Below are 25,209 nucleotides of genomic sequence, written 5' to 3' on the forward strand. Positions count from 1 at the left end.
ATTTACTCACAGTCGGGGGGTTCTCTTGTCATATGAATCCCTCACACTGGCCACGTTGCCGATGAGGTTATCGGCGCCAAGCCAGAGAGGTTCCGCCATGCGATTCGTACCAGCGCTGCGTTTCTTCCGCCGTGACGCCGCTGTGCGCGGCGAACCTGATCCCGCCGACCTCGGCACCGCCTTCGGCCTGGACGCCTGCCTCGATGGCGGCGCCGTCAGCGAATACCGCAGCCAGCCGGCCAGCGATTTCCTCGAGTCGCAGTCGCCGCGCGGGGCCCAGGATTCGCCGTTGAGCTGGCTGTCGCGCCGTACCGCCTGAACGCGGCTCAGAGCTTGGGGATACGGATCCGGCTCACCATCAGCGAGCCCGAGACGGCGAACAGCAGCACCAGCGGGTGCAGGCGAAAGCCGCCCAGCCACCACACGCCGCCCCACAGCGCCTCGCCGATGGCGCCCTGGGCGGCGGCCACCCACAGCACGGCCACGAGCAGCATCGACGTCGGGATGGGCGTGCCCTCGAAGTAGGCCACCTTGCCGGTGCCGCCGCTGAGCTTCTCGGCCGTCACGTTGTAGCGGGCCAGCCGGCTGACGCCGCAGGCCACGAAGAAGACCAGGACGATGCGGTCGTAGAGGCCCTGCATGCCGCAGCCGTAGGCGATGGCCGCCGGCGCCACGCCGAAGGAAATGACGTCGGCCAGCGAGTCCAGCTCGCGGCCCAGGGCCGAGCTTTTCTGCCGCCAGCGGGCGATGCGCCCGTCCAGCACGTCGAAGGCCAGGGCCAGCGGAATGAGGGCGCAGGCGTACTGCAGGTGGCGGGTGTCGCCGCCCCGCAGGAAGCTCATCACCGAGAACAACGCGCCCATGCCGGCGCAGGCGTTGCCCAGGGTGAACCAGTCGGCGAGATGGAACTCGCGGATCATCGAGAACGGTTTGGGCTTGTTGTCCATGCGGGCTCAGGGCTGGGCGGCCGGGTCGGCCTCGTCCTGCTGGTCCCTGCCCGGCGGCGGCCGGCTCACGGCCTTGACGATCAGGTGGGGCAGCAGCAGGTGCAGGGGCATTCTCAGGTAATGGCTGCGCACGTAGAGCATGAATTCGGCAAGCCGTGTACCCGGTGCCGTCGAGCCGCGGTGGGCGCTGGTCAGCGCACGCTGCAGCACGGCGTCCATCAGGCGCTGCGCCAGGCGGCCGGGGCGCGAGGGGCAGCGCGCCAGCACGTCGTCGGGCACGGGCGTGTGCAGCCAGCGCCGGCACTGGGTCAGCGCGTAGAACAGCGGCCGGCCCAGGTTCAGCAGGGCGGCGCGCGCCAGCAGGGCCTCCCAGAAGCCGGCCTCGCGGCCATGCAGGCGCAGCAGGCTGTCCAGGTCGGCGAGGTCGCGCAGGCCATGGCCCCACTCGCCTTCGTGCATCAGGTGAGTGGCGCTGTGCAGCACCTGGTCGACGGGGGCCGGCACGCTGAAGCGCGGGAATTCCGGCACCGGCTGCGCCGCGGCCAGCAGCGGGCCGCACGGCGTCTTGATGCGGGCCGTGAGCGGCAGGATGTTGTGGTGCAGGTCGAGGTTGGTCTGCCGGCGCAGGTGGACCATGGGCGGCAGCTCGTGCATCCATTGGCGGTAGTAACGCTCGTCGTAGGCGGTGCCCGCGGCGCTGACCCAGCCACCCAGCATGAGGGCCGCCTCGGCCTCGTCGAGCTGGTCGCGCGGCACCAGGAGGTCGATGTCCGAGAACAACCGGCCGGGGGCCGGCGGCAGCTCGCCGGCCACGTAGGCGGCGCCCTTGAGCAGCAGCACCGGCCCGCGCAGGGCGGCCAGGTCGCGGCTCAGCAGGACCAGCTCCCAGCGCACCGCGCGGCGCTGCTGGTCCGACACGGCCAGCAGCGCCCCCATGTGCCGGCGCACCGGCAGGGGCAGGGCGGCCTCGATGCCGGCCTGCCGTGCCAGCGCCGCCAGCCGCCCCAGCACGCCGGCTGAAAGCGCCTGGCGCATCAGCAGGTCCCAGGTGGCGTCGTCGAACGCGGCCATGCGGGCCGGTTCGCGCAGCGCCAGCAGCAGGGCCTGCCAGTGGGGCGTCATGAGCGCAGGCCCTCCAGGGCGGCAAGGCCGTCGGGCAGGTCGGAGTAGCCGAAGTCCCAGCACTGGCAGCCATCGATGAGGGCGGCGGTCAGTTCGAAGCCCAGACGGCCGAGCAGGCTGTAGTTGAAGGCGTGGGACGCCAGGCGCTCGAAGGCCTCGCCCTTGGGAACGGGCGTCAGCCGCGTGGCGGCGCCGGCGCTCCAGTGCGGGAAAAGCAGCTGGGTCGGCCGCACCGGGATCAGCCGCCCCGCCACGCTGGCTGGCGAGGCCCGCAGGTGCGAGACCGTGCCCTTGTGCGTGTCCCGCGCGGCCTCGCCCAGGACGGCCTGGGGCGAGAACGCGCGGATGATGTCGATGGATCGGTTCTTGAGGCTGACGGGCCGGGCGAGCGGCACGGCCAGGCCGTTGTCGCGGTCGATCATGGCCATCTCGTCGGACAGCAGCCGCCAGCCCGACAGCATCAGCGCGGCCGTCAGCGTGCTCTTGCCCGCGCCGGGGTCGCCCGGCATGACCAGGCACTCGCCGTTCTTCTCCAGCACGGCGGCGTGGAAGAGCAGGTGATGGTTGGCCTGGCTGGCCAGGCACCAGTTCATGCCCCATTCCAGCAGCGCGAAGGCGTGGTCGGCGGGCAGGGGCAGGAAGGGGCTGTGCTGGTCGAGCCGGAACTCCACCTGTGGGCGCCACCAGCGGCGCGGCCCGCGCACCGGCCGCACGTGGACGTGGAAGTCGGCGATGCCCCCCGGCGCCTCCACCTCGAAGTCGGCATACAGGGTGGCCAGGCCGTCAGCCACGGGAGCGCAGCGGCTGTGGATGCGGTAGGCGAAGGGGCCGGTCCGCAGGGTCAGGCCCTCGCGCAGGCGGCGCAGCAGCTCGGGCCGCTCGAGGCTGCCGACGGTCAGCATGGCTCGACGAGCAGCAGCCGCTCGAGCTGCTCCAGGGCGTCGCGGGCGCTGTCCTCGTCGGCCTCCATCAGGGTGGCCAGTTCCTCCAGCGTCGCTGGCGGCTGCTGCCCCAGCCGTCGCAGCGCCGGCACCAGCCAGGCAGCCAGGCGATGGGTGTCGTTGGACAGGGCGTGGTGGACGAGGCAGTCGTCGCCCCAGACGTGGATGGACAGGTCGGCCCCGTGGGTGAGCGTCCAGCGGGGCGGGGACGAGGAGGGGGGCCGGGTCACGGAAGCGGTCGGGACTGAAATGACTTCGGGCGTCGCAGTGGACGCCCGAAGTGTCACATCGACTGCGCCGGTGCTCAGGAGTACAGGCTCTGGAAGTAGGCCAGCACCTGGTTGTCGTCCCAGTACACGCTGCCGTTGACCTGGTACTTGCCACCCAGGGGGCAGACCGCGTTGAACATCTTGATGGCCTGCGCCACGGTGATGGGGTAGTCGGTGCCGACGCTCAGGGCATTCAGGATGGTGGCGACGGTGGCGCGGCCCAGGGCGTAGATCATGGTGTCGTTCAGGCCGCCCGGCGTGTTCAGCACCTGGAGCATCGACGCCTTGGACGAGCAGGTGGAGAAGACGGGGTCGCGAGAGCCGTAGACGTTGCAGTTGGACGACTCGGACTTGTAGCGGAAGGCGTCCACGAGCGCCTGGCCGCCGCTCGTGAAGCCGCCGAAGACGGTGCCCTTGGTATTGTTGGCGAAGCTGCAGTTGCCGGCGGGCATCACGCCCTTGACGGTGCCGGCCGGCCAGCTCGCCGCGTTCTTCCAGTAGCCGGGCGACTTGCCGATGGTCTTGCAGTCCACCTTGCCGGGGCGGGGCGAGGCATTGCCGGACATCTGCCCCGAAACGGTGCAGTTATAGGCCTGGGAGGCCAGGGCCGGTTTGCTCAGCAGGCTGCCCAGCACGACGGGCGCCGCCGCGCCCGCCTTGGCGAATTGCCGGCGAGACGCCACCACCCGGCCCGACGCGGCAGGCGGTGCGGACGGGCCGGCAGGCCCGCCCAGTTCGGGATCGGAGGGAGTGCGCTCATTCATTTTTGGAACCCTGCTTGGCCTGCGCAACACCGGTTGCATGGCTTGGACGGCCGCGATGCTAGTGCAGGCATGTGAGCCGTCTAAGACAGTGTTTCACAGAAGCCGGGCAGGTCGGTAGGCCTCATCCCCCCTCGAACGGGTGGCGCTCAGCCTGCCGACGACGACTTGTTGAATGTGTCACAGGCCTTCAGGTCGCCGGCTTCCAGCCCCCTTTTGAACCAGCCGACCCGCTGGGCGCTGCTGCCGTGGGTGAAGCTTTCGGGCACCACGGTGCCGCGGGCGCGCTTCTGCAGGGTGTCATCCCCGATCTGGGTGGCGGCATTGAGGGCCTCCTCCACGTCGCCCTGCTCCAGCCAGCCCTTGCCGCGCTGCGACAGGTTGGCCCAGACGCCGGCGAAGCAGTCGGCCTGCAGCTCCAGCCGCACGCTCATGGCGTTGGCCTCGCGCTGCGACACCCGCCCCCGGGCGGCGTCGAGCTTGTCGGTGGTGCCCATCAGGTTCTGGAGATGGTGGCCGACCTCGTGGGCGATGACATAAGCCTGGGCGAAGTCGCCCGGCGCGCCCAGTCGCTCGCGCAGCGTGTCGTAGAAGCCCAGGTCGATGTAGACCTTGCGGTCCGCCGGACAGTAGAAAGGCCCCATGGCGGCTTCGCCCGCGCCGCAGGCGGTGGGGTAGCGGCCCCGGTAGATGATCAGCTTGGGCGCAGGGTAGGCCTGGCCGGTGCGCTGGAAATAGGCGCTCCACACGTCTTCGGTGTCGGCCAGCACCGTGCTGACGAAGCGCGCCTCGGGGTCCTGGGGATGGGTCTGGGCCGGCGTGGGCGCCTGCGCCGGGCCGCCGCCGCCGTCCAGTAGCCCCAGCACCGCCAGGGGGTTGACGCCGAAGATCCAGGAGGCCAGCAGGGCGATGACGACGCCGCCCAGGCTGAGTCCGCGCCCGCCGATGGGCAGGCCGCCGCCGCCGCTGCTGCCGCGCACGTCTTCCACGTTCTCGCTCTCCCGCTGGCCTTCCCACTTCATGAAATCTCTCCTGCTGGTCCCGTCATCCTACGGTCCATCACCGCGGATCTGCAGTCCATCGCGCCGCGCCGGCAAGCGCCATGCCGCCGCGACAGACTGCCGCATTGCCGACCGGGAGCCCTCCATGAAACGCCTCGCCCTGCCGACCCTCTGCGCCGCCCTCGCCCTGCTTGCCGCCGGTGCCGCCTTCGCCGGCGACAACGACTGGCGGTTGCGCATCAAGAAGGAGGTTGACGGCTGGTCGGCCAGCTTCAACGGGCCCATGGACTACGGCAGCGGGCGCAACCGGGTGCGCGGTTCGGGCGTCAAGGTCGAGAAGGTCCGGGCGCTGGCGCCGTTCACCCGGCTGCGCATCGACGGCCCGGTCGACGTGCGGCTGTCCCAGGCCGCCGCCGACCAGGCGACCGTCGTCGCCGACGACAACATCGAGCCCCTGGTCGAGACGGCGGTGGAGGGAGGCACCTTGGTCGTGCGCGTCAAGCGCGATGCCGGCTTCAGCACGCGCAGGGCCCCCTCGGTGCGCGTCGATGCCCGCACCCTCCAGGCCGTGGCCGTCAATGGCTCGGGCGACCTGGCTGTGGAGCGCTTCAAGGGCGACAGCCTCGGCCTGGACGTCGAAGGTTCGGGCGACGTGGACCTCGGCCTGGTGGATCTCAAGGTGCTGACCGTCAGCATCAGCGGCTCTGGCGACGTGCGGGTGTCGGGCCGCGCCGAGCAGCAGACCTGGCGTATCAGCGGCTCCGGCGACGTCGACGCGCGCTCGCTGGCCGGCTGCAGCGCCCGTGTCGAGCTGAACGGCTCGGGCGACGCATCGCTGGGCGTCACCGAGCAGCTGGACGCCGAACTGAGCGGCTCCGGCGACCTCAGCTACGCCGGCCGGCCGCAGTTGCGCCAAAGCGTCAGCGGCTCGGGCGAAATCCAGCGTCGCTGACTCCACCGTCGCTGGACTGGGTTCCAATGCCCGGGTGAATCCGAGCGATCTCTGGTGGCAAGCGCTGGCCGATGGCCCGCTGCTGCTGGCTCTTTTCGATGCCGACGGGCGGCTGCGCCTGGCCAATGCGGCCTACCGCGCCGCCTGGGGCCTGGCCGAGGGCGAGCATCCCACGCGCGTGGAGATGGCAAGCGCGGCGCAGGCGGCCGGCATCGGCCCGGCGGAGCCCGAAGGCCGCGGCCCGCGCGCCCCGCGGGTCGGCTATGAACAATCATGGCGCGATGGGCGCCGCTTCTGGTGGGTGGAGCAGCCGACGCCCGATGGCGGCCGGGCCTGTACCGGCGTCGACATCAGCGCCCTGGCCCGCCCGCGCCCGCCGGCCGGGCAGCTGCTGCTCGCCCAGGCGGGCCTGGAGCTGCTGCAGTCGCTGCTGAGCGATACACGCGCCTGGCCGCTGTGCGTCGCGACGACGGCGCCCGGCGCCGATGCGGCGCCCCTGCTCGCCGGCATCCGCGCCGAAGACGGCTGCGCCCGGCTGGACGACGGCCGGCTGCTGCTCATCCTGCCGTCCACCGGGCCGGCCCAGGCGGCCGCCCTGGTCGGGCGCCTCGGGGGGCTGGCGCTGACGGAGGCGCAGTGGGGCGAATCGGCGACGGAGCTGCTGCTCAGGGCTTGAGCTGGAGGTCGCGGCCCTGGGCCTGGGCCGGCGCGGGCAGGCCGGCGATGGCGGCCAGCGTGGGCGCCAGGTCGGCGATCTCGACGCGTTGCTTCACCTCGCCCTGGCCGACGTAGCCCGGACCCCAGAACAGCAGCGGCACGTGGGTGTCGTAGTCGTGCGGGCTGCCGTGGGTGCTGCCGCCGGGGCGGTAGCTCATGATCCAGTGGCGCTTGAGCACGATCTGCAGCTGGGCGGCACGCGTCGGGTCGTAGGACTTGCGCATGGCCTCCAGGTAGGGCGTCGTCGTGTCGCTGCCCAGCAGCTGTTCGCGGGTGAAGACGGCCTCCACGCCGGGCAGCTTCAGCAGCTCCTCGCGGGCGGCGGCTTCCACGTCGGCGAACTTCAGGCCACGTTCGGCGGCCAGCTTCTCGTCGAGCAGCAGGCCCGAGGCGGAGAAGTTCCAGGCCAGCTTGTCCACGCCGAACCTCGCGGCCAGGCCGGCGTTCACCGCCGCCAGCGACGGACCCCAGGTGAAGCGTCCGGCATCGCGCCCCTGGCTGGTGGCCCACTCGGGCGTGTCGGTGAAACCGTGGTCGGCGGTCAGCGTCAGCAGGTAGTTGCCGGCGCCGACCTCCCGGTCCAGGAACTGGAAGAAAGCCTGCAGATGGCGGTCCAGGTGCAGCAGGTGGTCGTGCGACAGCCGCGACTCGGGGCCGAAGGCGTGGTTGATGTAGTCGTGGCTGGACAGGCTCACCGACAGGATGTCCTGCACGCCGCGGCGGCCGAGCTGTTCGTTCTTCACCGCGGCGCGGGCGAAGGCCAGCGTCAGTTCGTCGGCGAAGGGCGAGGCCAGCAGGTTGCCGTAGAAGCGCGGGCCCGGGGCGTCCATCTTGTCGCCCACCACGGCGGGCAGGCGGTTGCCGTTGCCGCTGGCGATCTGCCAGGGCTGGCCGTCGGGCACCGACCGGGAATAGGTCGACTCGGGAAGCAGCGGCGCCCAGGTCTTCTTGAAGAAGGCGTCGGCGGGCCTGGCGGCGTTGAAGTCCTTGACCCACTGCGGCCGCGCGGCCATGTAATAGGTGCTGGACGAGAACTGCCCCGTCTCGCTCATGTACATGTAGGCCGTGCCCTTGTGGCCCGCCGGCAGGATGGCGCCGCGGTCCTTGCCGGAGATGCCGATGACCTTGGACTGCGGCGAGCGCGTGCGCAGCACGTCGCCCAGGGTCTCCACCTTGAGGTTGCGCGGGCTGGTGCCCGACAGCGGCGCCGTGGGGTTGTCGAGGTAGGTGTAGGCCGCGTCGCCGGTGTTGTAGACCGGCTCGCCGGTCACGGGGTCGCGCCACTCGTTGCTGATGATGCCGCTGCGTTGCGGGTAGGCGCCGGTCAGCATCACCGAGTGCCCGGCCGCCGTGACGGTGTGGCCGTGGCCGTAATGGGCCTGCGAGAACCAGCGGCCGTGGTCGAGGAAACGGGCGAAGCCGTCGGGCGCGAGCTGGTCCCGGTAGCCGGTGACCTGGCGCATCGGCAGGCCGTCGATCACGACGAGCACGAGGAGCTTGGGGCGCTGCGGCGCGGCGGCGGTCGGCGGGGGCGTCGTCGTGCAGGCGCTGACGAGGGACAGGGCGGCCAGAGCCAGGCCCAACAGGCGGCGGCGGGTGTGCAACATGACGTTTTTGTGACGGTGGGGCGGCGAGCTTACGGCATGACAATGTCTGGCTTGTAAACGCCATGGCCGAGCCGGACGCCTTCGACCCCACCCACGCGCTGGACGGCTGGCGTGTGCCCGCGCCCGCGCCGGTGGACCTGGCGCTCGCAGGCCTGTCGTCGCCGCAGGACGCCGAGCCCGACCTGGCCCTGCCGTGCCTGCAGGCGGCTGCCGTCGAAGCCGAGGCCGACGGCTTCGACCCGACGCATGCGCTGGACGGCTGGCAGATGCCGGCCCCCGCGCCGCTGGACCTGCAGCTGCGCTCGTTGCTGCGCGCGGGCCGGCCGCGGCCGGACGAGGCCAAGGTGGCGTGGCTGAAGGCGCGGGGCTACGAGACCCTGGACATCGAGGACGTGGAGCTGCCCGAGTCCGTGTCGGACTTCGCCGTGCTCGAAGCCTCGGTGCTGGTCATCGCGCCGCCGCCGCCCGAGCCCGTCTACCCGCGCGGGTTCGCCGAAGCCGACCTGCTGCAGGAGCCCGTCGAGCCGTCGATCGACACCGCCGCGGCCGCGGAGCCGCAACCCGAGCCGCCTGCCGTCGACGCGCCGACGCTGGACTTTCAGGCCTCGCCGCCGCCGACGCCCGATCCCCGCCAGGTGCTGCAAAGCCTGGAGCTGCCCCAGGTGCCGCCGCCCTCCGCGGCGCACGAGGCTCCGGTGCTCGACATCCCGCTGGTGAGCCCCTCGGGCGAAGGCCATCCGCGCCTGTTGGCCGCCTGGCAGCCGCAGGCCTGGACGGCGCTGGTCAGGCGGCTGGCCGATGCCAGCGTGGAGGTGCGGCAGGCGGCCGGCGGCTCGCAAGTGCATCATCACGCGCCGCAATGGCTGTGCGCGCTGTGGCCGCCCCTGGGCGATGCGCCGCCCTTGCTTGCGCGCTGGCCGGAGCTGGCAGCCGTCGTCGATGCCGACTCCGCGACTCAGGCCCTGCGGGCCCTGCTCGACGACCTGCCGCCGGACGCCGAGCTGTGGCGGGCCGACCTCCTCGACGTGGACTGGGCGCTGCTGGCCGAACTCGTCGTTCGCCGGGACGCCGCCCTGCGACCCGCGCAGGCCGCCGCCCTGCGCGAACTGGCCGAGCAGGAGCGCGAAGCCAGCCTCGCGCGCATCGGCGCGGGCTATGCGCGGCAGGGGCGGGTGATGCGGAGGCATTCATGACGACCGGCCAGCCGCCGCTGCTGGACATCCAGGGCGCCGTCGCACGCATCACCCTGCGGCGGCCACGCCAGGCGAACCGCCTGGCGGTCGACGACCTGGCGACACTGCGCGGCTTCATTGCCGCCGTCGATGCGAACGACGCCGTGCGTGTGCTCGTGCTGGCGGGCGAGGGCCGGCATTTCTGCAGCGGCTTCGACCTCGGCGCCCTGGGCACGGTCGATGCCGGCGCTCGCTTCGGCGAGCTGGCCGATGCGATGGAGGCGGCGCGGCCCATCACGCTCGCGCGGCTGCACGGCGGCGTCTACGGAGGCGCCTCGGACCTGGCGCTGGCCTGCGATTTCCGCCTCGGCGCGCCGGCCGTCGAGATGTTCGTGCCGGCCACGCGCATCGGCCTGCATTTCTACGCCGGCGGTCTGCGGCGCTTCGTCGAGCGCCTGGGCCTGGCCACCGCCAAACAGGTGCTGCTGGCCGGCCGCACGCTGGACGCCACGGCGCTGCTGGGCTGCGGCTACCTCGACCAGTTGCTGCCCGACGTCCAGACCCTGGACGCCGCCGTCGCTGCCCTGACGGCCGAACTCCTCGCCATGGCGCCGCTGGCGCTGCTGCCGATGAAGCGGCATCTCAACGCCATCGCCGCCGGCCGCCTCGACGAGGCGGCGCTGGCGGCGGACATCGTCAAGGCCCGGGATTCGGCCGATTTGGCAGAGGGCCAGGCCGCCTGGGCGGGAAAAAGGCCGGCTTCGTTCAAGGGGTGTTGAAAGCCCTAGCCCCGCGGTTTCGCACATCGTGGAAAATATGGGGCCCGCGTGTTTGCCCACACGCCCCCTTCACAACACTCTTCGACAGGACCAGCGTGGCCAAAGAAACCACCAAGACCACCATCGAAGCGGATGGTCTGCGCTACCGCTCCAAAGCTCCCGGTTCGCCCTTCGCGGCGACCTCTTCCTTCGGTGCAGCGACGATGTCTTGCTTCCTCTGCGGCAAGCACCGGCCGCGCGCCATGCTCAAGTCCAAGAAGCTGCTGGGCAAGTCCCAGCCCGTCTGCTCGCCCTCCTGCAAGGAACTGGACGCGCAGATCGCGGCCAAGTAGCCGCCGCCGGCCCCGCGAGGGGCCGATTCATTGGGGGGCCGTGGCCCCTCAACGAATCGGGCAGCGGCGCCTCCGTCATCCCTGGCGGAAGCAGCGTCCGCACACCGACCGGTAGCGCGCGTTGCCGCCGATCTCCACCTGCGCGCCTTCGGTGACCTTGCGGTTGTGGGCGTCCACGCGCATGTTCATGGTCGCCTTGCGTCCGCAGTCGCAGATGGTCTTCATCTCGTCCATCTCGTCGGCCAGGGCCAGCAGCGTGGCCGAGCCGGGGAAGAGTTCGCCCTGGAAATCGGTGCGCAGGCCGTAGCAGATGGCCGGCAGGTTGCGCAGATGGGCCATCTCGTGCAGCTGCTGGACCTGGTGCTTGCTCAGGAACTGCGCCTCGTCGACGAGGATGCAGGCGATGCCGGGCTGGTCGTTCATCAGCGCGATGAAGTCGGTGCTTGCGTCGAACTGCTCCACCTCGCGCTGCGGGCCCAGGCGCGAGGTCACGAAGCCGCGGCCGTAGCGGTCGTCGAGCCGGGCGGTGAAGATGCGCACGCGGTGGCCGCGCTCCTCGTAGTTGTGCGCCACCTGCAGCAGGGCGGTGGACTTGCCGGCGTTCATCGCCGCGTAGCGGAAAAAGAGCTTGGCCATGGGGGCGGCATTGTCTCCGCCCGCCGATCCCGCGAATGGGGACTAGGGGAAGCCCGCGGTTTGGGCGTGTTTCGGCCGGAAACTGGGGCTAGCGAGGTGGCGCTGTCATCTGGCCTGTGACTCAATGCACGCTTCGTTCCGACCCGTACGAAGATGAGCAAAGACACCGTGACCGCGGTTCGCGAAGATGGCCTGCGTTATTCATCCAAGGTGGGCGGATCGCCCTTCCTCGGCAGCGGCCACACCCGCTCCTGCTTCAAATGCGGCAAGCACCGCGCCCCGGCCAGCCTGCAGTCCATCCGGCTGCTCGGCCGCAACGAGGTGGTCTGCAAGCCCAGCTGCAAGACGCTGCCCTAGCGTCGGCCCACGTCGGCCCTCATTGGCGGGTCATTTCGCCCCGCGCCCTTGCCACGACCCGCCGTTGACGCCCTGCCGCCATATGCATAGCATGATATGCATATCGCAATGGAAGGCAGCGCATGGTCGAGGACGTCGTCAAGGAGCTGGGCCACCTGAGCCTGGGCACACGGCTCAAGCGGATTGGCGAGACGCTGCAGGCGCAGACCCAGGCCGTGCTGGCGGCGCATGGCTTCGAGCAGCCGGCGGCCTGGTTTCCGCTGCTGGCGGCGCTGGACCGGCTGGGGCCGCTCAGCGTCGGTGAGCTGAGCCAGGCGGTGGGCGTCAGCCAGCCGGTCGTCACACGCTCGTTGAAAGGGCTGGAGGACGAAGGGCTGGTCAGCTCGGCGTCTTCGGACCAGGACCGGCGCGTGCGCCGCATCGGCCTCAGCGGTCGCGGGCAGAAGCTGGTGGAGCGCTCCCGGCGCGAAGCCTGGCCAGCCATCGAGGCAGCCGTGGCCCAGGCCTGCGCTGGGCTGGAAGGCGATCTTCTGGCCCAGCTCGCGGCTCTGGAGGATGCCCTGATCGAAGCGCCGTTGATGCAGCGGGTGCCATCATGAGTCGTGATCTCGACCGCCCCGTCTGGGCCAGCCTGCAGCACCAGCCGCACTGGGCCATCGGCGACGAGCGCGCGCGGCGCTTCAAGGCCGACATCAACCGCTTTGCCGCCACGCCCGACGAGAGCCCAGCCAGCCTGGCGGCGCTCGCCGCACTCGTGCAGCCGGGCGACGACGCCGTCTTCCTCGCCCAGGTGCCGCCCCCCGTCGTGCCGCCGGGCCTGGTGGCCGTGAAGGAGGCCCTCGCCGTGCAGATGATGGCGACGCGTGTTCTCGAAGCCGATGAGGGCGTGGAGGTCCTCACCGATGCCGACGCCGCCGAGATGCTGGTCCTGGCCACGCTGACCGAGCCCGGGCCCTTCCTGCCGCGCACCCACACCATGGGCCGCTTCATCGGCCTGCGCGTCGGCGGCCGTCTGGCCGCCATGGCCGGAGAACGCATGCGCTTCCCGGGCCATGTCGAGGTCAGCGGCGTCTGCACCCACCCCGACTTCCGCGGCCGGGGCCTGGCGCGCCGGCTGTCGGCCGCGGTGACGGCCGACATCCAGCACCGCGGCGAGCAGGCCTTCCTGCACGCCTGGACGACCAACACCACGGCGATCGTGCTCTACGAAAGCCTGGGTTTCGTGACGCGGACACTGGTGAACATCGCCGTCCTCAAACGCCCGCCAGCTTGACGCCCGCGTCGGGGCTCCAGCCACCGCCCAGCGCCCGGATCAGGCCGACGGTGGCCTGGTACTGCGCCGAGCGCACCTGCAGGGCCGAGCGGCGGTTGGCCAGTTCGCTGCGGCGGGCGTCCAGCAGTTCGAGCTGGCTGACGAGGCCGTTGCGGTAGCGCGTGTCCGACAGCTTCAGGGCCTGACCGGCGGCGCTGACGGCGCGGGCGCTGGCCTCGCCCTGGGCCTGCAGCAGCGTGAGCGCGCCGAGCTGGTCCTCGACATCCTTCAGCGCGAGCAGGAACTGCTCGCGGAAGGCGATGGCCTCGCCATCCATCTGCGCCTTGGCCGCATCGACGCCCGCCTGGCGGCGGCCACCATCGAAGATCGGCAGGGCCCCGAGCAGGCCGATGCCCCAGGTGCTGGCGCCGCTCTTCAGCAGGTTGGACAGTTCGCCCGACACGCCGCCGCCCTGGGCCGTCAGGGAGAGGCTGGGCCACCAGGCGGCGCGGGCCACGCCCACGCGGGCCTGGGCGGCCTCGAGCCGGCTGCGCGCGGCGGCGAGGTCGGGCCGCCGCTGCAGCAGCTCGCTGGGCAGGCCGGCAGGCACGGTCGGCAGGGCGGTCGTCCAGGGGGCCGGCGCCAGGCTGAAACTGGACGGCGCCTCGCCGACGAGCACGGCCAGGGCCGTCTCCAGTTCGAGGCGGCGCCGGTCCAGGGCCAGGGCTTCGGCCTCGTTGGCAGCCAGTTCGGCGCGCACGCGGGCCACGTCCAGGTCGGCCACGTCGCCGGCGCGAGCACGCTTCTCCGTCAGCGCCTGGGTCTCGCCGTAGGCGGCGACGGTGTCGCGCACGATCTCGCGCTCGGTGTCCAGGGCCCGCAGCGCGAGGTAGCCGCGGGCGACGTTGGCCTGCACCAGCAGACGCGCATCGGCCAGCAGCTGCTCCTGGGCTTGCACGTCCAGCGCGGCGGCATTGCGCTCGTGCAGCAGGCGCCCGCCCAGGTCCAGCTCGTAGGCGAGGTTGAGGCCAGCGCTGTACTGCGTCGCGGGTTGCGGGACCGGTTGTCCCGGCGCGGACGAGCGGCCGGCACCGGCCGACACGCCGACCTGCGGCAGCCGCGCCGCGCCGGCGTTGCCAAGCGCGGCCCTGGCCAGGGCGAGGCGACTGGCGGCCGACTGCACGCTGGTATTGGCGGCCATGGCCCGGGCGACGAGATCCTCGAGCACCGGATCGGCGAAGGGCCGCCACCAGCTCGCGGTCAGTGCAGGCGCCTCGTTCGCGGACACCGCCTTGTAGGCGGCCGGCGGCTGCGGCAGCCGGGCCGGATCGACCGAGCCGACCGAGGCGCAGCCCGCCAGCAGCAGTGCTGCAAAAAGTGGGGTCAGAGTCAATTTCATGATGATCACTTTCCTTGCGGCAGGGCGTCGTGGTCGAGGGCGGCCGCGGCTTGCGCCTGCTGGGCGGGCGATGCCGGCGCAGCGACCTGCCCGCCGTGATGCCTCAGCGGCGCGTTGCCCGACAGGCGACGCACGATGACGTAGAACAGCGGCGTCAGGAACAGGCCGAAGCCGGTCACGCCGATCATTCCGGCGAACACCGCCACGCCCATGGCCTGGCGCATCTCGGCGCCGGCGCCGGTCGAGAGCACCAGGGGCAGCACGCCCATCACGAAGGCCATGGACGTCATCAGGATGGGCCGCAGCCGCAGCCGCGCGGCCTCCAGCGCGGCCTGCACCGGCGTGCGGCCGGCGAACTCCAGCTCGCGGGCGAACTCGACGATGAGGATGGCGTTCTTGGCCGACAGTCCCACCAGCACGATGAGGCCGATCTGCGTGAAGACGTTGTTGTCGCCATGGCTGAGCCACACGCCGGTCATCGCCGCGAGCAGGCCCATGGGCACGATCAGCAGGATGGCCAGCGGCAGGGCCAGGCTCTCGTACTGCGCGGCCAGCACCAGGAAGACCAGCAGGATGGCCAGCGGGAAGACCCAGATGGCCGAGTTGCCGGCGATCTTTTCCTGGTAGGTCAGGTCGGTCCACTCGTAGCCGATGCCGGGTGGCAGCGTCTCCGCGGCGATGCGCTCGACGGCGGCCTGGGCCTGGCCCGACGAATAGCCGGGCGCGGCGCCGCCGTTGATGTCGGCGGCCAGGAAGCCGTTGTAGCGCAGCGCGCGCTCGGGGCCGAAGCTGGGCTTGACCTTCATCAGCGCGGACAGCGGCACCATTTCGCCGGTGCTCGACCTGACCTTCAGCGCGCCGATGTCCTCGGCCCGGGCGCGGAAGGGCGCGTCGGCCTGCACCCGCACCGAGTAGGTCCGCCCGAACTTGTTGAAGTCGTTGACGTAGAGGCTGCCGAGGTAGATCTGCATGGTGTCGAACACGTCCGTCACGGCCACGCCGAGCTGGCGGGCGCGCGTGCGGTCGAGGTCGGCATAGAGCTGCGGCACGTTGACCTGGAAGCTGGAGAACAGCCCGGCCAGCTCCGGCGTCTTGGACGCCTTGGCCATGAAGGCCTTGAGGGCCTGGTCCAGCGCCTCGTAGCCGAGGCCGCCGCGGTCCTGCAGCTGCAGCTTGAAGCCACCCGTCGTGCCCAGGCCCTGCACGGGCGGCGGCGGGAACATGACGATGAAGGCGTCCTCGATCTGGCCGTACTGCGCGTTCAGCTGACCGGCGATGGCGCCGGCCGACAGGGCCTTGCCCTTGCGCTCGTCGAAGGGCTTGAGCGTCGCGAAGACGATGCCCGAGCTGGAGCTGTTGGTGAAGCCGTTGATCGACAGGCCGGGGAAGGCCACCGCATGCTCCACGCCCGGGGTCTTGAGCGTGATGTCGGTCATGCGGCGGATGACGTCCTCGGTGCGGTCCAGCGTGGCGCCGTCGGGCAGCTGGGCGAAGCCGATCAGGTACTGCTTGTCTTGCCCCGGCACGAAGCCGCCCGGCACGGCCTTGAACAGGCCCGCCGTGGACGCGACCAGCAGCAGGTAGACGGCCATCATCACGGCCTTGCGCGACATCAGCGTCTTCACGCCGCTGCCGTACTTCTCCGAGCTGCGGGCGAAGAACCGGTTGAAGCGGCCGAAGAAGCCACCCAGCACGCGGTCCATGCCGCGGGTGAGCGCGTCCTTGGGCGCGTGGTGGTCCTTGAGCAGCATGGCGGCCAGGGCCGGCGACAGGGTCAGCGAGTTGATCGCCGAGATCACCGTCGAGATGGCGATGGTCAGCGCGAACTGCTTGTAGAACTGCCCCGTCAGGCCGGTGATGAAGGCCAGCGGCACGAAGACCGAGATCAGCGTCAGCGCGATGGCGATGATGGGCCCGGAGACCTCGCGCATGGCGCGGTAGGTCGCCTCGCGCGGCGACAGCCCGGCGGCGATGTTGCGCTCCACGTTCTCCACCACCACGATGGCGTCGTCCACCACGATGCCGATGGCCAGCACCAGGCCGAAGAGGCTCAGCGCGTTGATGGAGAAGCCGAAGCCGTGCATCACCGCGAAGGTGCCGATGATGGACACCGGCACGGCCAGCAGCGGGATGATGGAGGCGCGCCAGGTCTGCAGGAAGAGGATGACGACCAGCACCACCAGGGCGATGGCTTCGAGCAGCGTGTGGATGACCGACTCGATGGACGCGCGGACGAACTGCGTCGGGTCGTAGACGATGGTGTACTCCACGCCCTCGGGCATGCCGGCCTTGAGCTCGGCCATGGTCTCGCGCACGTTCTTCGAGATGTCCAGCGCATTGCCGCCCGGGGCCTGGAAGATGGGCACCGCCACGGCGGGCTTGTTGTCCAGCAGCGAGCGCAGCGCGTACTCCGAGGCGCCGAGTTCCAGGCGGCCCAGGTCGCGCAGCCGCGTCACGGCGCCGTTCGCGCCGGTCTTGACGATGATGTCGCCGAACTCCTCGACCGACTGCAGCCGGCCCTGGGCGTTGACCGACAGCTGCAGGTCGATGCCCTGCAGGCCGGGCGAGGCGCCGACGACGCCGGCGGCGGCCTGCACGTTCTGCTCGCGGATGGCCTGCACCACGTCGTTGGCGGACAGGCCGTGCTCGGCCACCTTCTGCGGGTCCAGCCAGACGCGCATGGAATAGTCGCCCGCGCCGAACAGCTGCACCTGGCCCACGCCAGGGATGCGCGCCAGGCGGTCCTTGACGTTGAGCACCGCGTAGTTGCGCAGGTAGGTCATGTCGTAGCGCTCGTTGGGCGAGGTCAGGTGCACGACCATGGTCAGGTCGGGGCTGCTCTTGACCGTCGTCACGCCCAGGCGCTTGACCTCCTCGGGCAGGCGCGCCTCGGCCTGCGAGACGCGGTTCTGCACCAGCTGCTGGGCCTTGTCGGGGTCGGTGCCGAGCTTGAAGCTGACGGTCAGCGTCATCAGGCCGTCGGTCGTGGCCTGGCTGCTCATGTAGAGCATGTCCTCGATGCCGTTGATGGCTTCCTCGAGGGGTGTGGCCACGGTCTCGGCGATGACCTTGGGGTTGGCGCCAGGGTATTGGGCGCGCACGACGACCGAGGGCGGCACCACGTCGGGGTATTCCGAGATGGGCAGCGCGCGGATCGACAGCAGGCCGCCGATGAAGATCAGCAGCGACAGCACGCCCGCGAAGATGGGGCGGTCGATGAAGAATTTGGAGAGATTCATTGAGCTTGTCCTTTCAAGGACTGCGACGCCTGAGGCCGTCGCGAGATCGAGCGAAAGCCGTGGATCCGGCCTTGCCGGTCCACTGGCTGCTGCCCCCTTGAGGGGGCGCGCGAAGCGCGTAGGGGGTGGGCTAGCTCGCTTTGGCGGCGGCCTGTTGGGCCGTCAGCTCCGGCTTGGCGTCCATCGCGACCTCCTTGGGCGCGAGGACGGACCCGGGCCGGACGCGCTGCACGCCGCCGACGACGACACGCTCACCGCCCTTGAGGCCGCTGGTCACGACGCGCAGGCCGTTGACGCTGGCGCCCAGGGTCACGCCGCGCCACTCGGCCTGGTTGCCCTCGCCGACGACGATGACGTAACGCTTGTCCTGGTCGGTGCCGACGGCGCGTTCGTTGACGAGCAGGGCGGCCTCGTTGCGGGCCTGGCCCATGCGCAGCTTGGCGAACTGGCCGGGGATGAGGCTGCCGTCCTTGTTGTCGAACACGGCGCGCACCCGCAGCGTGCCGCTCCTGGCGTCGACCTGGTTGTCGACGAGCTGCAAGCGGCCGGTCAGGCTCTTGTCCGAGCCGGCCAGCATCTCCACCGGGATGCGCTCCATGCCCTTGCGCTCGGCCGCGCCGCCAGGCAACGAGGCGAGGGCATCGCGCACGATCTTCTCGTCCGCGTCGAAGCTCGCATAGATGGGGCTGACCGACACCAGCGTCGTCAGCACCGGCGCGCCCGCGCCGGCGGCGACGAGGTTGCCCGTGGTCACCTCGATCTTGCCGACCCGGCCGGCCACGGGGGCGCGGACCTGGGTGTAGCCGAGGTTGAGCTGGGCCGTCTGCAGCGCGGCCTGGGCGGCGCGCAGGTTGGCGGCGGCCTCGCGGGCGGCGTTGTCGCGCTCGTCGTAGTCGCGGCGGGCGACGGCGCGCTCGTCCAGCAGCGCCTTGGATCGCGCCAGCTCGCTCTGCGTGTAGGTGAGCCGCGCCTGCGCGGCGGCGACCTGGGCCTCGACGCGGGCGACTTCGGCCTGGTAGGGCGCGGGGTCGATGGTGACGAGAAGGTCCCCCGCCTTGACGAGGCTGCCCTCGCGGAAATGCACCGCCTGCACGGCGCCCGAGACCCGCGCGCGCACGTCGACGCGGTCCACGGCCTCGAGGCGGCCGGAGAACTCGTTCCAGGCCGAGACCTCCTGGCTGACGACCTGGGCCACCGAGACCGGCGTGGCCGGTGGCGCGGCCGAGGTGGGGGTAGCCTGCGCGGCATGGCTGCCGAACTGGCCGATGCCGACGGCGCCCAGGGCGACGAGCGCGGCGGCGCCGGCGATCAGGCCGAAGCGACGATTCAAACGTGGGGTGGACAGCATTTCTATTTCTCTCCGAAGGTCAGGCAGGAATCAGGCGGGCAGGGACAGCGCGCGGCGCGCCGCCTCTCGCAGGAACTCGTGGACGGGGTTGAGCACGTAGCCGGGCGCGATGGCGGGCAGCGTCCTCTCGGCGGCGCTGCCGCCGTGCTCGCGCAGCGCCGCGGCATAACGGCGCGACTCGTCGTTCAGCGGATGGCCGGCGATGCTCAGCACCAGGGCGGGCGCCAGGCCCGCGAGGCGGCTGGACGCCAGGGGCACGGCATAGGGGTGGTCGGCGCGGGCGCTGTCGCCCAGGTAGGCCTGCCAACCCTTGGTGTAGATGCACTCGCAGCCCCCGCATTCGCCCTCGCGCATGGAAGGGCTGCCGAGCTGGGGGTCCAGCATGGGCGAGACGAGCAACTGGCCCGCGAGCTGGGGCGCGCGCTGGTCACGCGCCATCAGCGCCAGCGCCGCGGCGACGTTGCCCCCGGCTTCCTCGCCGGCGACGAAGAGGGCGGTATGCGCGGAACCCGTCAACTTGGCCGGTTTGGCGGCCAGGGCCTGCAAGGCCTCGAAGGCGGCGCCCAGCCCGGCCGGGAAGGGGTGCTCGGGCGCGAGCGGATAGTCCAGGGCGACGACATCGGCGCCGGCCTCGGCCAGCATCTCGCTGCGTGCCCGGGTGGATTCCAGCGAGCCGCTGGTGAAGTTGCCGCCGTGCAGCCACAGCAGCAGGGCGCGGTCGTCACCGTCCAGCGGGCGGCGCGCCGTGTAGACCTGCGCCACCAGGCCCGGGGCGGGGCCGAGGCGCAAGGTGGCAGGGGAGGCGATCTTGTCCATGGGCCGAAAGATAGTGATCGAGGCCGCTGGGATAAACGCCCTGTGGGGCGACTCACTTTTCCTCGACGTGGAACAATCGGTTTTCTTCCTACCAGCCCAATGCCATGGACCGACTCACTGCGATGCAGGCCTATGTCCGGGTCGTCGAGGCCGGCACCTTCACCAAGGCGGCCGACTCGCTGGACCTGCCCAAGGCCACGGTCACCCGCCTCATCCAGACGCTGGAAAGCCACCTGCGCACCAAGCTGTTGAACCGCACCACGCGCCGCGTGACGGTCACGCCCGACGGCGCCGCCTACTACGAGCGCGCCATGCGCCTGCTGGGCGACCTCGAGGAGCTGGAAGGCAGCATGAGCCAGGCGCGCATGACGCCGCGCGGCCGCATCCGCATCGACGTGCCGGGCGTGGTGGGTCGCGAGATGATCATTCCCCACCTGCCGGACTTCTACGCCAAATACCCAGACATTCAGATCGAACTCGGCGTCAGCGACCGGACGGTGGACCTCATCAGCGACAACATCGACTGCGTGATCCGCGGCGGCGAGTTGACCGACCAGAGCCTGGTGGCGCGGCGCATCGGCGAATTCCGCTTCATCACCTGCGCGACGCCGGAATACCTGCGCCGTCACGGCAATCCGGCGCATCCGCTGGAGCTGGGCCAGCCGCCGCACCGCATGGTGGGCTATTTCTCGGCGCGCACCGGCAAGGTCATGCCGGACAACTTCCGCCGTGGCGACGAGGTGGTGGAGGTGGTGGGCAACCACGTGCTGGCCGTCAACGATGCCAACGCCTACCTGAATGCGGGCCTGGCCCACCTCGGCGTGGTGCAGGTGACCTGCTTCATGGCGGGGCCGCTGCTCAAGACCGGCGAGCTGGTGCGGCTGCTGGAGGACTGGGACACCGACCCGGTGCCCATCTACGTGGTCTATCCGCCCAACCGGCACCTCAGCAGCAAGCTGAGGGTCTTCGTCGACTGGGTCGTCGAGCTGATCGGCCGCGAGGCGCTGGGCGGAGTGAAGATGCGCTGCTCGACCTGAGGCTGTCGCCTCAGGCCTCGTCCTTGGCGGCGGCGACCTGCATCGCCTGGCCGAAGTCCTCGGCCGCGGGTGCCGGCGCGCTGATCGCCAGCAGCATGCCCGCCGCCAGCGCCGTGACGGCCGTCGCGGCAGTGATCAGCGTGAAAAGGGATCGGGTGTTCATGGTGACTCTCCTGATCGACACCCTGGTTGTTGTTGGGGAGTGCCGATAAGTTGTCACTGTAGGCAGCCGGCCTTTCGGGAAAAAGCCGGCCCGGTAGAACGGCGAGTTGCTGCGGGCGGAACAATCCGGCCCTTGAAGCGCCGCCCTCAGGCCTTGCGTGGCGCGCCTCGGCCGCGCTCCTCCAGCCAGGCCTTGGCCGTCGAGAAATGCCCGCAGCCGATGAAGGGCCGCGGCGGCTTGAGGGCCGACAGCGGCGAGGGATGGTTGGCCTTGAGCACGAGGTGGTCCTGGCCGGCCGCGGCGATCAGGGGCGCCTTGGCCTGGGCATAACTGCCCCACAGCATGAAGACCTTGGGTGCCGGGTCTTCGGCCGCCGCCTTGATGATGGCGTCGGTCAACGCCTCCCAGCCTCGGTTGGCGTGGCTGGCGGGCTGGCCGTCCTCCACGGTGAGCACGGCGTTGAGCAGCAGGGTGCCGCCCTTGGCCCAATGGACCAGGCTGCCCGACCGGGCCCGCGGCACGCCCAGGTCGCGCTCGATCTCCTTGAAGATGTTCTGCAGGCTGGGCGGGTGGCGCACGCCCTCGGGCACGCTGAAGGACAGGCCCTCGGCCTGGCCGGGGCCATGGTAGGGGTCCTGGCCCAGGATGACGACGCGGGTCTGCGACAGCGGCGTCAGCGTCAGCGCCCGCAGCGGCTCGGGCGGGTAGATGACCGCGCCCGCCGCCTGCCGTTCGGCCAGGAAGGCCTGCAGCTTCTGGCCCGCGGGCGAGGCCGCCCAGGCCTCGACGACGGGGCGCCAGTCGGTGTCGGGAATCTCGAGCGGAAGCTTCATCCGAACAATGTTGCCAGGGCTTGGCCTGGGTCGGGCGCACGCATGAAGGCCTCGCCGACGAGGAAGGCGTTGACGTTGGCATCGAGCATGCGCTTCACGTCGGCCTGGCTGAGGATGCCGGACTCGGTCACCAGCAGGCGGTCGGCGGGCACGCGCGGCAGCAGGGCCAGCGTGGTGTCCAGCGTCACGTCGAAGGTGCGCAGGTTGCGGTTGTTGATGCCGACCAGCGGCGTCTTCAGCTTCAGCGCACGGTCAAGTTCGGCGCCGTCATGCACCTCGACGAGCACGTCCAGCCCCACGGCGCGGGCGGCGGCTTCCAGGTCGGCCATCTGCGAATCGGCCAGGCAGGCGGCGATCAGCAGGATGCAGTCGGCTCCCATGGCGCCGGCTTCCATGACCTGGTATTCGTCGACCATGAAGTCCTTGCGCAGCACGGGCAGCTCGCAGGCGGCGCGGGCCTCGCGCAGGTAGGCGGCCGAGCCCTGGAAGAAGCGCTCGTCGGTCAGCACGGACAGGCAGGCCGCGCCGTTGCGGGCATAGGTCTCGGCGATGACGCCGGGCTTGAAGTCCTCGCGCAGCACGCCCTTGCTGGGACTGGCCTTCTTGATCTCGGCGATGACGCCGGCATGGCCCTGGGCGATGGTGGCGCGCAGCGAGCGCTCGAAGCCCAGGCGCTCGTCCTTGCGGGCCTCGGCCTCCTCGCGCTGTGAGGCGAGCGAACGTCGCGCCTTGGCGGCGGCGACCTCCTCCCACTTGACCTCGACGATGCGGTTCAGGATATCGCTCATGGTGCCCCTCGGCCGTCGAGTACGCCGGCCGATCCCCCGAGGGGATGCGGGCCGGCTCGGGAGTGGCCCAGCGCTCGGCCCGCCACTCGTTCTCTGGATGCTCCGTTCATATCGCGCCTCCCAGGCCCTGCGTGGCCTTGACGAAGGCATCGAGCTTGGCGCGGGCGGCGCCGCTGTCCAGCGCCTGGCGGGCGCGGGCGATGCCGTCGGGCAGGTTGGCGGCGACGTTGGCGGCATACAGCGTGGCGCCGGCATTGAGCAGCACGATGTCGCGCGCGGGGCCGGTGCTGCCGTCCAGCACGGCCCGCAGCATCTGGCGCGACTGCTCGGGCCCTTCGACCTTGAGGCTGCGGTTGCTGGCCATCGCGAAGCCGAAGTCCTCGGGGTGCACCTCGTACTCGCGGATGGCGCCGTCCTTGAGCTCGCCCACCAGCGTGGTCGCGCCGAGGGAGATCTCGTCCATGCCGTCCTTGCCGTAGACGACGAGGGCATGCTCGGCGCCCAGGCGCTGGAGCACGCGCACCTGGATGCCGACGAGGTCGGGGTGGAAGACGCCCATCAGGATGTTGGGCGCGCCGGCCGGGTTGGTCAGGGGGCCGAGGATGTTGAAGATGGTGCGCACGCCCAGCTCGCGGCGCACCGGGGCGATGTTCTTCATCGCCGGGTGGTGGTTGGGCGCGAACATGAAGCCGATGCCGCATTCGGCGACGGACGCGGCCACCTGGCGCGGCGTCAGCTGGATGTTGGCGCCCAGGGCCTCCAGCACGTCGGCGCTGCCGGTCTTGCTGCTGACGCTGCGCCCACCGTGCTTGGCCACCTGGGCACCGGCCGCGGCGGCCACGAACATCGAGCAGGTCGAGATGTTGAAGCTGTGGGCGCCGTCGCCCCCGGTGCCGACCACGTCGACGAGGTGGGGCAGGGGCCCGAGCGGCACCTTGTTGGACAGCTCGCGCATGACCTGGGCCGCGGCGGTGATCTCGCCGATGGTCTCCTTCTTGACGCGCAGGCCGGTGATCAGGGCCGCGGCGATGACGGGCGACATCTCGCCGGCCATGATGCGGCGCATCAGCGTCAGCATCTCGTCGTGGAAGATCTCGCGGTGCTCGATGACGCGGGTCAGGGCTTCGGTGTCGGTGATGGGCATGTCGGACCTCGGCTCAGGATGCACGGCGCTCGGGCTCGTGTTGGTGCAGATAGCGGGTCAGCAGGTCGCGCGGTGGCGCGCCTGCGGCCTGGCGCAGCCAGACGCCCACGGCGCCGCGGTGGTTGCTGCCGTGGGTGACGACGTGGGCCAGCATCTCGCCGCGCGTCATGCGGCCGGCGTCGCCGTCGGTGAAGCGGAAGGCGATGGCCTCGTCGAGCTGCTCGGGCCGCAGCGAGCGGACGTGGTCCAGGTACCAGGCGTCCAGGCGCGCGAAGGCGGCGCGCAGCTCGGCGGGCGTGGGCGTGTCCTCGGTGTTGGTGCCCGTCAGGCCGTGGGGTTCGCCCTTGAGGTGACCGGCCCAGATGCGGTCTACCGTGTGGATGTGGTTGAGGATGCGCAAGGCCTGGTGGTGGGCCTCGGGATGGGCCGCGGCATCGACCTTGTCGAGCTGGTCGAAGAACAGCGGGTCGATCCAGGCCTTGTGCTCGAAGAGCGAGGTCAGCAGGGTGGACGTGGACATGCTCAGGCTTCCAGGAACTCGCGGGCTGCCGCGATGGCGTGGTCGATGCCGGCCGCGTCGACGTCCAGGTGGGTCACGAAGCGCAGGCCGATCAGGCCGGTGGCCAGCACGCCGCGCGACTTCAAGTGGGCCAGCAGGGCCGCGCCGCGGCCGCCCCCGACCTGGGCGAAGACGATATTCGTCTGCGGTGGCGTGACCGTGACACCCGGCAGGGCCGCGAGGCCCTCGGCCAGGCGGCGCGCCAGGGCGTGGTCGTCGGCCAGGCGCTCGACGTGGTGGGTCAGCGCATGGTCGGCCGCGGCGGCCAGGAGGCCGACCTGGCGCAGCCCGCCGCCCACCATCTTGCGCACGCGGTGGGCGCGCTGGATGAGCTCGCGCGGGCCCACCAGCATGGAGCCGACGGGCGCGCCCAGGCCCTTGCTGAAGCAGAGGGACACCGAGTCGAAGGGGCGGGCGAGGTCGGCGACCGTGCGGCCCGAGGCCACCGCGGCGTTGAAGAGGCGGGCGCCGTCCAGATGCGTGGCCAGGCCGCGCCCGCGGGCCAGCTCGCAGGCGGCCTCGGCGTAGCCGTTGGGCAGCACGTTGCCGTTCCAGGTGTTTTCCAGCGCCAGCAGCCGCGTGCGGGCGAAGTGCGGGTCGTCGGGCTTGATGGCGGCCTCGATGTCCTCCAGCTTCAGCGTGCCGTCCGGCTGGTTGGGCAGGGGCTGGGGTTGGATGCTGCCCAGCACCGCCGCGCCGCCGCCTTCGTAGCGGTAGGTGTGGGCGAGCTGGCCGACGATGTACTCGTCGCCCCGGCCGCAATGGGCCAGCAGGCCGCAGAGGTTGCTCTGCGTGCCGCTGCTCATGAAGAGGGCGGCCTCCTTGCCGAGCAGGGCGGCGACGCGCTCCTGCAGCGCATTGACGGTGGGGTCGTCGCCGAAGACGTCGTCGCCGACCTCGGCGCGGGCGATGGCCTCGCGCATGGCGGCCGTTGGCTTCGTGACCGTGTCGCTGCGCAGGTCGACAACCACCGGAGAGCGAGAGCCAGCGTTCTCGAAGTGTGCGTAGTCAGCCATGGCGTGGCTTCCGATGTGGCAA

General features: G+C 71.1%; 28 protein-coding genes. 10 read left to right on the forward strand and 18 right to left on the reverse strand.

Annotated elements, in window-relative coordinates:
- Positions 1–97 precede the first annotated feature (97 nt).
- Positions 98–319, forward strand: coding sequence for a hypothetical protein (locus LXT12_RS15730; RefSeq protein WP_233393145.1), 222 nt, complete (start codon positions 98–100; stop codon positions 317–319).
- A gap of 7 nt (positions 320–326) precedes the next feature.
- On the opposite strand, the gene pssA is transcribed toward LXT12_RS15730, so the two are convergent.
- The 6 genes from pssA to ypfJ form a co-directional block, all read right to left on the reverse strand.
- Positions 327–947, reverse strand: coding sequence for a CDP-diacylglycerol--serine O-phosphatidyltransferase (pssA, locus tag LXT12_RS15735; protein ID WP_233393146.1), 621 nt, complete (start codon positions 945–947; stop codon positions 327–329).
- Between the two features lie 6 nt (positions 948–953).
- Complete coding sequence (locus tag LXT12_RS15740; protein ID WP_233393147.1) at positions 954–2,069, reverse strand: nucleotidyltransferase domain-containing protein; 1,116 nt, start codon at positions 2,067–2,069, stop codon at positions 954–956.
- Positions 2,066–2,971 carry an HprK-related kinase A gene (locus LXT12_RS15745; RefSeq protein WP_233393148.1) on the reverse strand — a complete coding sequence of 302 codons (906 nt, stop codon included), beginning with the start codon at positions 2,969–2,971 and terminating at the stop codon, positions 2,066–2,068. The genes LXT12_RS15740 and LXT12_RS15745 overlap by 4 nt, the downstream gene beginning before the upstream one ends.
- Positions 2,965–3,240 carry a hypothetical protein gene (locus LXT12_RS15750; RefSeq protein WP_233393149.1) on the reverse strand — a complete coding sequence of 92 codons (276 nt, stop codon included), beginning with the start codon at positions 3,238–3,240 and terminating at the stop codon, positions 2,965–2,967. The genes LXT12_RS15745 and LXT12_RS15750 overlap by 7 nt, the downstream gene beginning before the upstream one ends.
- 74 nt (positions 3,241–3,314) lie before the next feature.
- Positions 3,315–4,043 carry a hypothetical protein gene (locus LXT12_RS15755; RefSeq protein ID WP_233393150.1) on the reverse strand — a complete coding sequence of 243 codons (729 nt, stop codon included), beginning with the start codon at positions 4,041–4,043 and terminating at the stop codon, positions 3,315–3,317.
- A 146-nt stretch (positions 4,044–4,189) separates the two neighbouring features.
- On the reverse strand, positions 4,190–5,062 hold the full coding sequence (gene ypfJ, locus LXT12_RS15760; RefSeq protein ID WP_233393151.1) for a KPN_02809 family neutral zinc metallopeptidase: 873 nt from the start codon (positions 5,060–5,062) through the stop codon (positions 4,190–4,192).
- A 124-nt stretch (positions 5,063–5,186) separates the two neighbouring features.
- On the opposite strand from ypfJ, the gene LXT12_RS15765 reads away from it, so the two are divergent.
- Both LXT12_RS15765 and LXT12_RS15770 read left to right on the forward strand, forming a co-directional pair.
- Complete coding sequence (locus LXT12_RS15765; RefSeq protein ID WP_233393152.1) at positions 5,187–5,993, forward strand: head GIN domain-containing protein; 807 nt, start codon at positions 5,187–5,189, stop codon at positions 5,991–5,993.
- Between the two features lie 34 nt (positions 5,994–6,027).
- Positions 6,028–6,669, forward strand: coding sequence for a hypothetical protein (locus LXT12_RS15770; RefSeq protein WP_233393153.1), 642 nt, complete (start codon positions 6,028–6,030; stop codon positions 6,667–6,669).
- On the opposite strand, the gene LXT12_RS15775 is transcribed toward LXT12_RS15770, so the two are convergent.
- The gene (locus tag LXT12_RS15775) at positions 6,659–8,317 is read right to left on the reverse strand and encodes an alkaline phosphatase family protein (RefSeq protein WP_233393154.1); all 1,659 of its coding nucleotides are present in this window, start codon (positions 8,315–8,317) and stop codon (positions 6,659–6,661) included. The two genes, LXT12_RS15770 and LXT12_RS15775, sit on opposite strands and share 11 nt — an antisense overlap.
- Positions 8,318–8,379: 62 nt before the next feature.
- Here LXT12_RS15775 and LXT12_RS15780 point away from each other — a divergent pair, with 62 nt between their 5' ends.
- The 3 genes from LXT12_RS15780 (at position 8,380) to LXT12_RS15790 (ending at position 10,600) form a co-directional block, all read left to right on the forward strand.
- Positions 8,380–9,510: a hypothetical protein gene (locus tag LXT12_RS15780; RefSeq protein WP_233393155.1), complete on the forward strand. Its 1,131-nt coding sequence runs from the start codon at positions 8,380–8,382 to the stop codon at positions 9,508–9,510.
- Complete coding sequence (locus LXT12_RS15785) at positions 9,507–10,268, forward strand: enoyl-CoA hydratase/isomerase family protein (protein ID WP_233393156.1); 762 nt, start codon at positions 9,507–9,509, stop codon at positions 10,266–10,268. The genes LXT12_RS15780 and LXT12_RS15785 overlap by 4 nt, the downstream gene beginning before the upstream one ends.
- 95 nt (positions 10,269–10,363) lie before the next feature.
- Positions 10,364–10,600: a hypothetical protein gene (locus LXT12_RS15790; protein ID WP_056266878.1), complete on the forward strand. Its 237-nt coding sequence runs from the start codon at positions 10,364–10,366 to the stop codon at positions 10,598–10,600.
- Positions 10,601–10,675: 75 nt separating this feature from the next.
- On the opposite strand, the gene LXT12_RS15795 is transcribed toward LXT12_RS15790, so the two are convergent.
- A complete protein-coding gene (locus LXT12_RS15795) occupies positions 10,676–11,236 on the reverse strand; it encodes a thymidine kinase (protein WP_233393157.1) in 561 nt (186 codons plus the stop codon).
- 153 nt (positions 11,237–11,389) lie between these two features.
- On the opposite strand from LXT12_RS15795, the gene LXT12_RS15800 reads away from it, so the two are divergent.
- From LXT12_RS15800 to LXT12_RS15810, 3 genes are all read left to right on the forward strand, one after another.
- The gene (locus LXT12_RS15800; protein ID WP_233393158.1) at positions 11,390–11,593 is read left to right on the forward strand and encodes a hypothetical protein; all 204 of its coding nucleotides are present in this window, start codon (positions 11,390–11,392) and stop codon (positions 11,591–11,593) included.
- A 122-nt stretch (positions 11,594–11,715) separates the two neighbouring features.
- Positions 11,716–12,192, forward strand: a complete 477-nt coding sequence (locus LXT12_RS15805) for a MarR family winged helix-turn-helix transcriptional regulator (protein WP_233393159.1) — start codon at positions 11,716–11,718, stop codon at positions 12,190–12,192.
- Positions 12,189–12,866, forward strand: coding sequence for a GNAT family N-acetyltransferase (locus LXT12_RS15810; protein ID WP_233393160.1), 678 nt, complete (start codon positions 12,189–12,191; stop codon positions 12,864–12,866). Before LXT12_RS15805 ends, LXT12_RS15810 begins: the two co-directional genes overlap by 4 nt.
- Here LXT12_RS15810 and LXT12_RS15815 read toward each other — a convergent pair.
- From LXT12_RS15815 to LXT12_RS15830, 4 genes are all read right to left on the reverse strand, one after another.
- Positions 12,847–14,244 (reverse strand): efflux transporter outer membrane subunit, encoded by a 1,398-nt coding sequence (locus LXT12_RS15815; protein WP_233393161.1) that lies wholly within the window; start codon positions 14,242–14,244, stop codon positions 12,847–12,849. The genes LXT12_RS15810 and LXT12_RS15815 overlap by 20 nt on opposite strands.
- 5 nt (positions 14,245–14,249) lie before the next feature.
- Positions 14,250–17,483, reverse strand: a complete 3,234-nt coding sequence (locus LXT12_RS15820; RefSeq protein WP_233393162.1) for an efflux RND transporter permease subunit — start codon at positions 17,481–17,483, stop codon at positions 14,250–14,252.
- Between the two features lie 130 nt (positions 17,484–17,613).
- The gene (locus LXT12_RS15825) at positions 17,614–18,831 is read right to left on the reverse strand and encodes an efflux RND transporter periplasmic adaptor subunit (protein WP_233393163.1); all 1,218 of its coding nucleotides are present in this window, start codon (positions 18,829–18,831) and stop codon (positions 17,614–17,616) included.
- Between the two features lie 30 nt (positions 18,832–18,861).
- Positions 18,862–19,647, reverse strand: a complete 786-nt coding sequence (locus LXT12_RS15830; protein ID WP_233393164.1) for an alpha/beta hydrolase — start codon at positions 19,645–19,647, stop codon at positions 18,862–18,864.
- A gap of 104 nt (positions 19,648–19,751) precedes the next feature.
- Between LXT12_RS15830 and LXT12_RS15835 the strand changes: the two genes are divergently transcribed.
- On the forward strand, positions 19,752–20,684 hold the full coding sequence (locus LXT12_RS15835) for a LysR family transcriptional regulator (RefSeq protein ID WP_233393165.1): 933 nt from the start codon (positions 19,752–19,754) through the stop codon (positions 20,682–20,684).
- Between the two features lie 10 nt (positions 20,685–20,694).
- Here LXT12_RS15835 and LXT12_RS15840 read toward each other — a convergent pair whose 3' ends face one another.
- The 6 genes from LXT12_RS15840 to ltaE form a co-directional block, all read right to left on the reverse strand.
- Positions 20,695–20,847, reverse strand: a complete 153-nt coding sequence (locus LXT12_RS15840; RefSeq protein ID WP_233393166.1) for a hypothetical protein — start codon at positions 20,845–20,847, stop codon at positions 20,695–20,697.
- A gap of 146 nt (positions 20,848–20,993) precedes the next feature.
- Positions 20,994–21,680, reverse strand: coding sequence for a uracil-DNA glycosylase (locus tag LXT12_RS15845; protein WP_233393167.1), 687 nt, complete (start codon positions 21,678–21,680; stop codon positions 20,994–20,996).
- On the reverse strand, positions 21,677–22,468 hold the full coding sequence (gene trpC, locus LXT12_RS15850; protein ID WP_233393168.1) for an indole-3-glycerol phosphate synthase TrpC: 792 nt from the start codon (positions 22,466–22,468) through the stop codon (positions 21,677–21,679). The genes LXT12_RS15845 and trpC overlap by 4 nt, the downstream gene beginning before the upstream one ends.
- A gap of 106 nt (positions 22,469–22,574) precedes the next feature.
- Positions 22,575–23,612: an anthranilate phosphoribosyltransferase gene (trpD, locus tag LXT12_RS15855; protein WP_233393169.1), complete on the reverse strand. Its 1,038-nt coding sequence runs from the start codon at positions 23,610–23,612 to the stop codon at positions 22,575–22,577.
- Positions 23,613–23,625: 13 nt separating this feature from the next.
- Complete coding sequence (locus LXT12_RS15860; protein ID WP_233393170.1) at positions 23,626–24,132, reverse strand: DinB family protein; 507 nt, start codon at positions 24,130–24,132, stop codon at positions 23,626–23,628.
- Between the two features lie 2 nt (positions 24,133–24,134).
- Complete coding sequence (gene ltaE / locus LXT12_RS15865; protein WP_233393171.1) at positions 24,135–25,187, reverse strand: low-specificity L-threonine aldolase; 1,053 nt, start codon at positions 25,185–25,187, stop codon at positions 24,135–24,137.
- Between the last annotated feature and the right edge of the window lie 22 nt (positions 25,188–25,209).

The organism is Pelomonas caseinilytica, from assembly GCF_021353235.1.
GTDB lineage: Bacteria > Pseudomonadota > Gammaproteobacteria > Burkholderiales > Burkholderiaceae_C > Pelomonas > Pelomonas caseinilytica.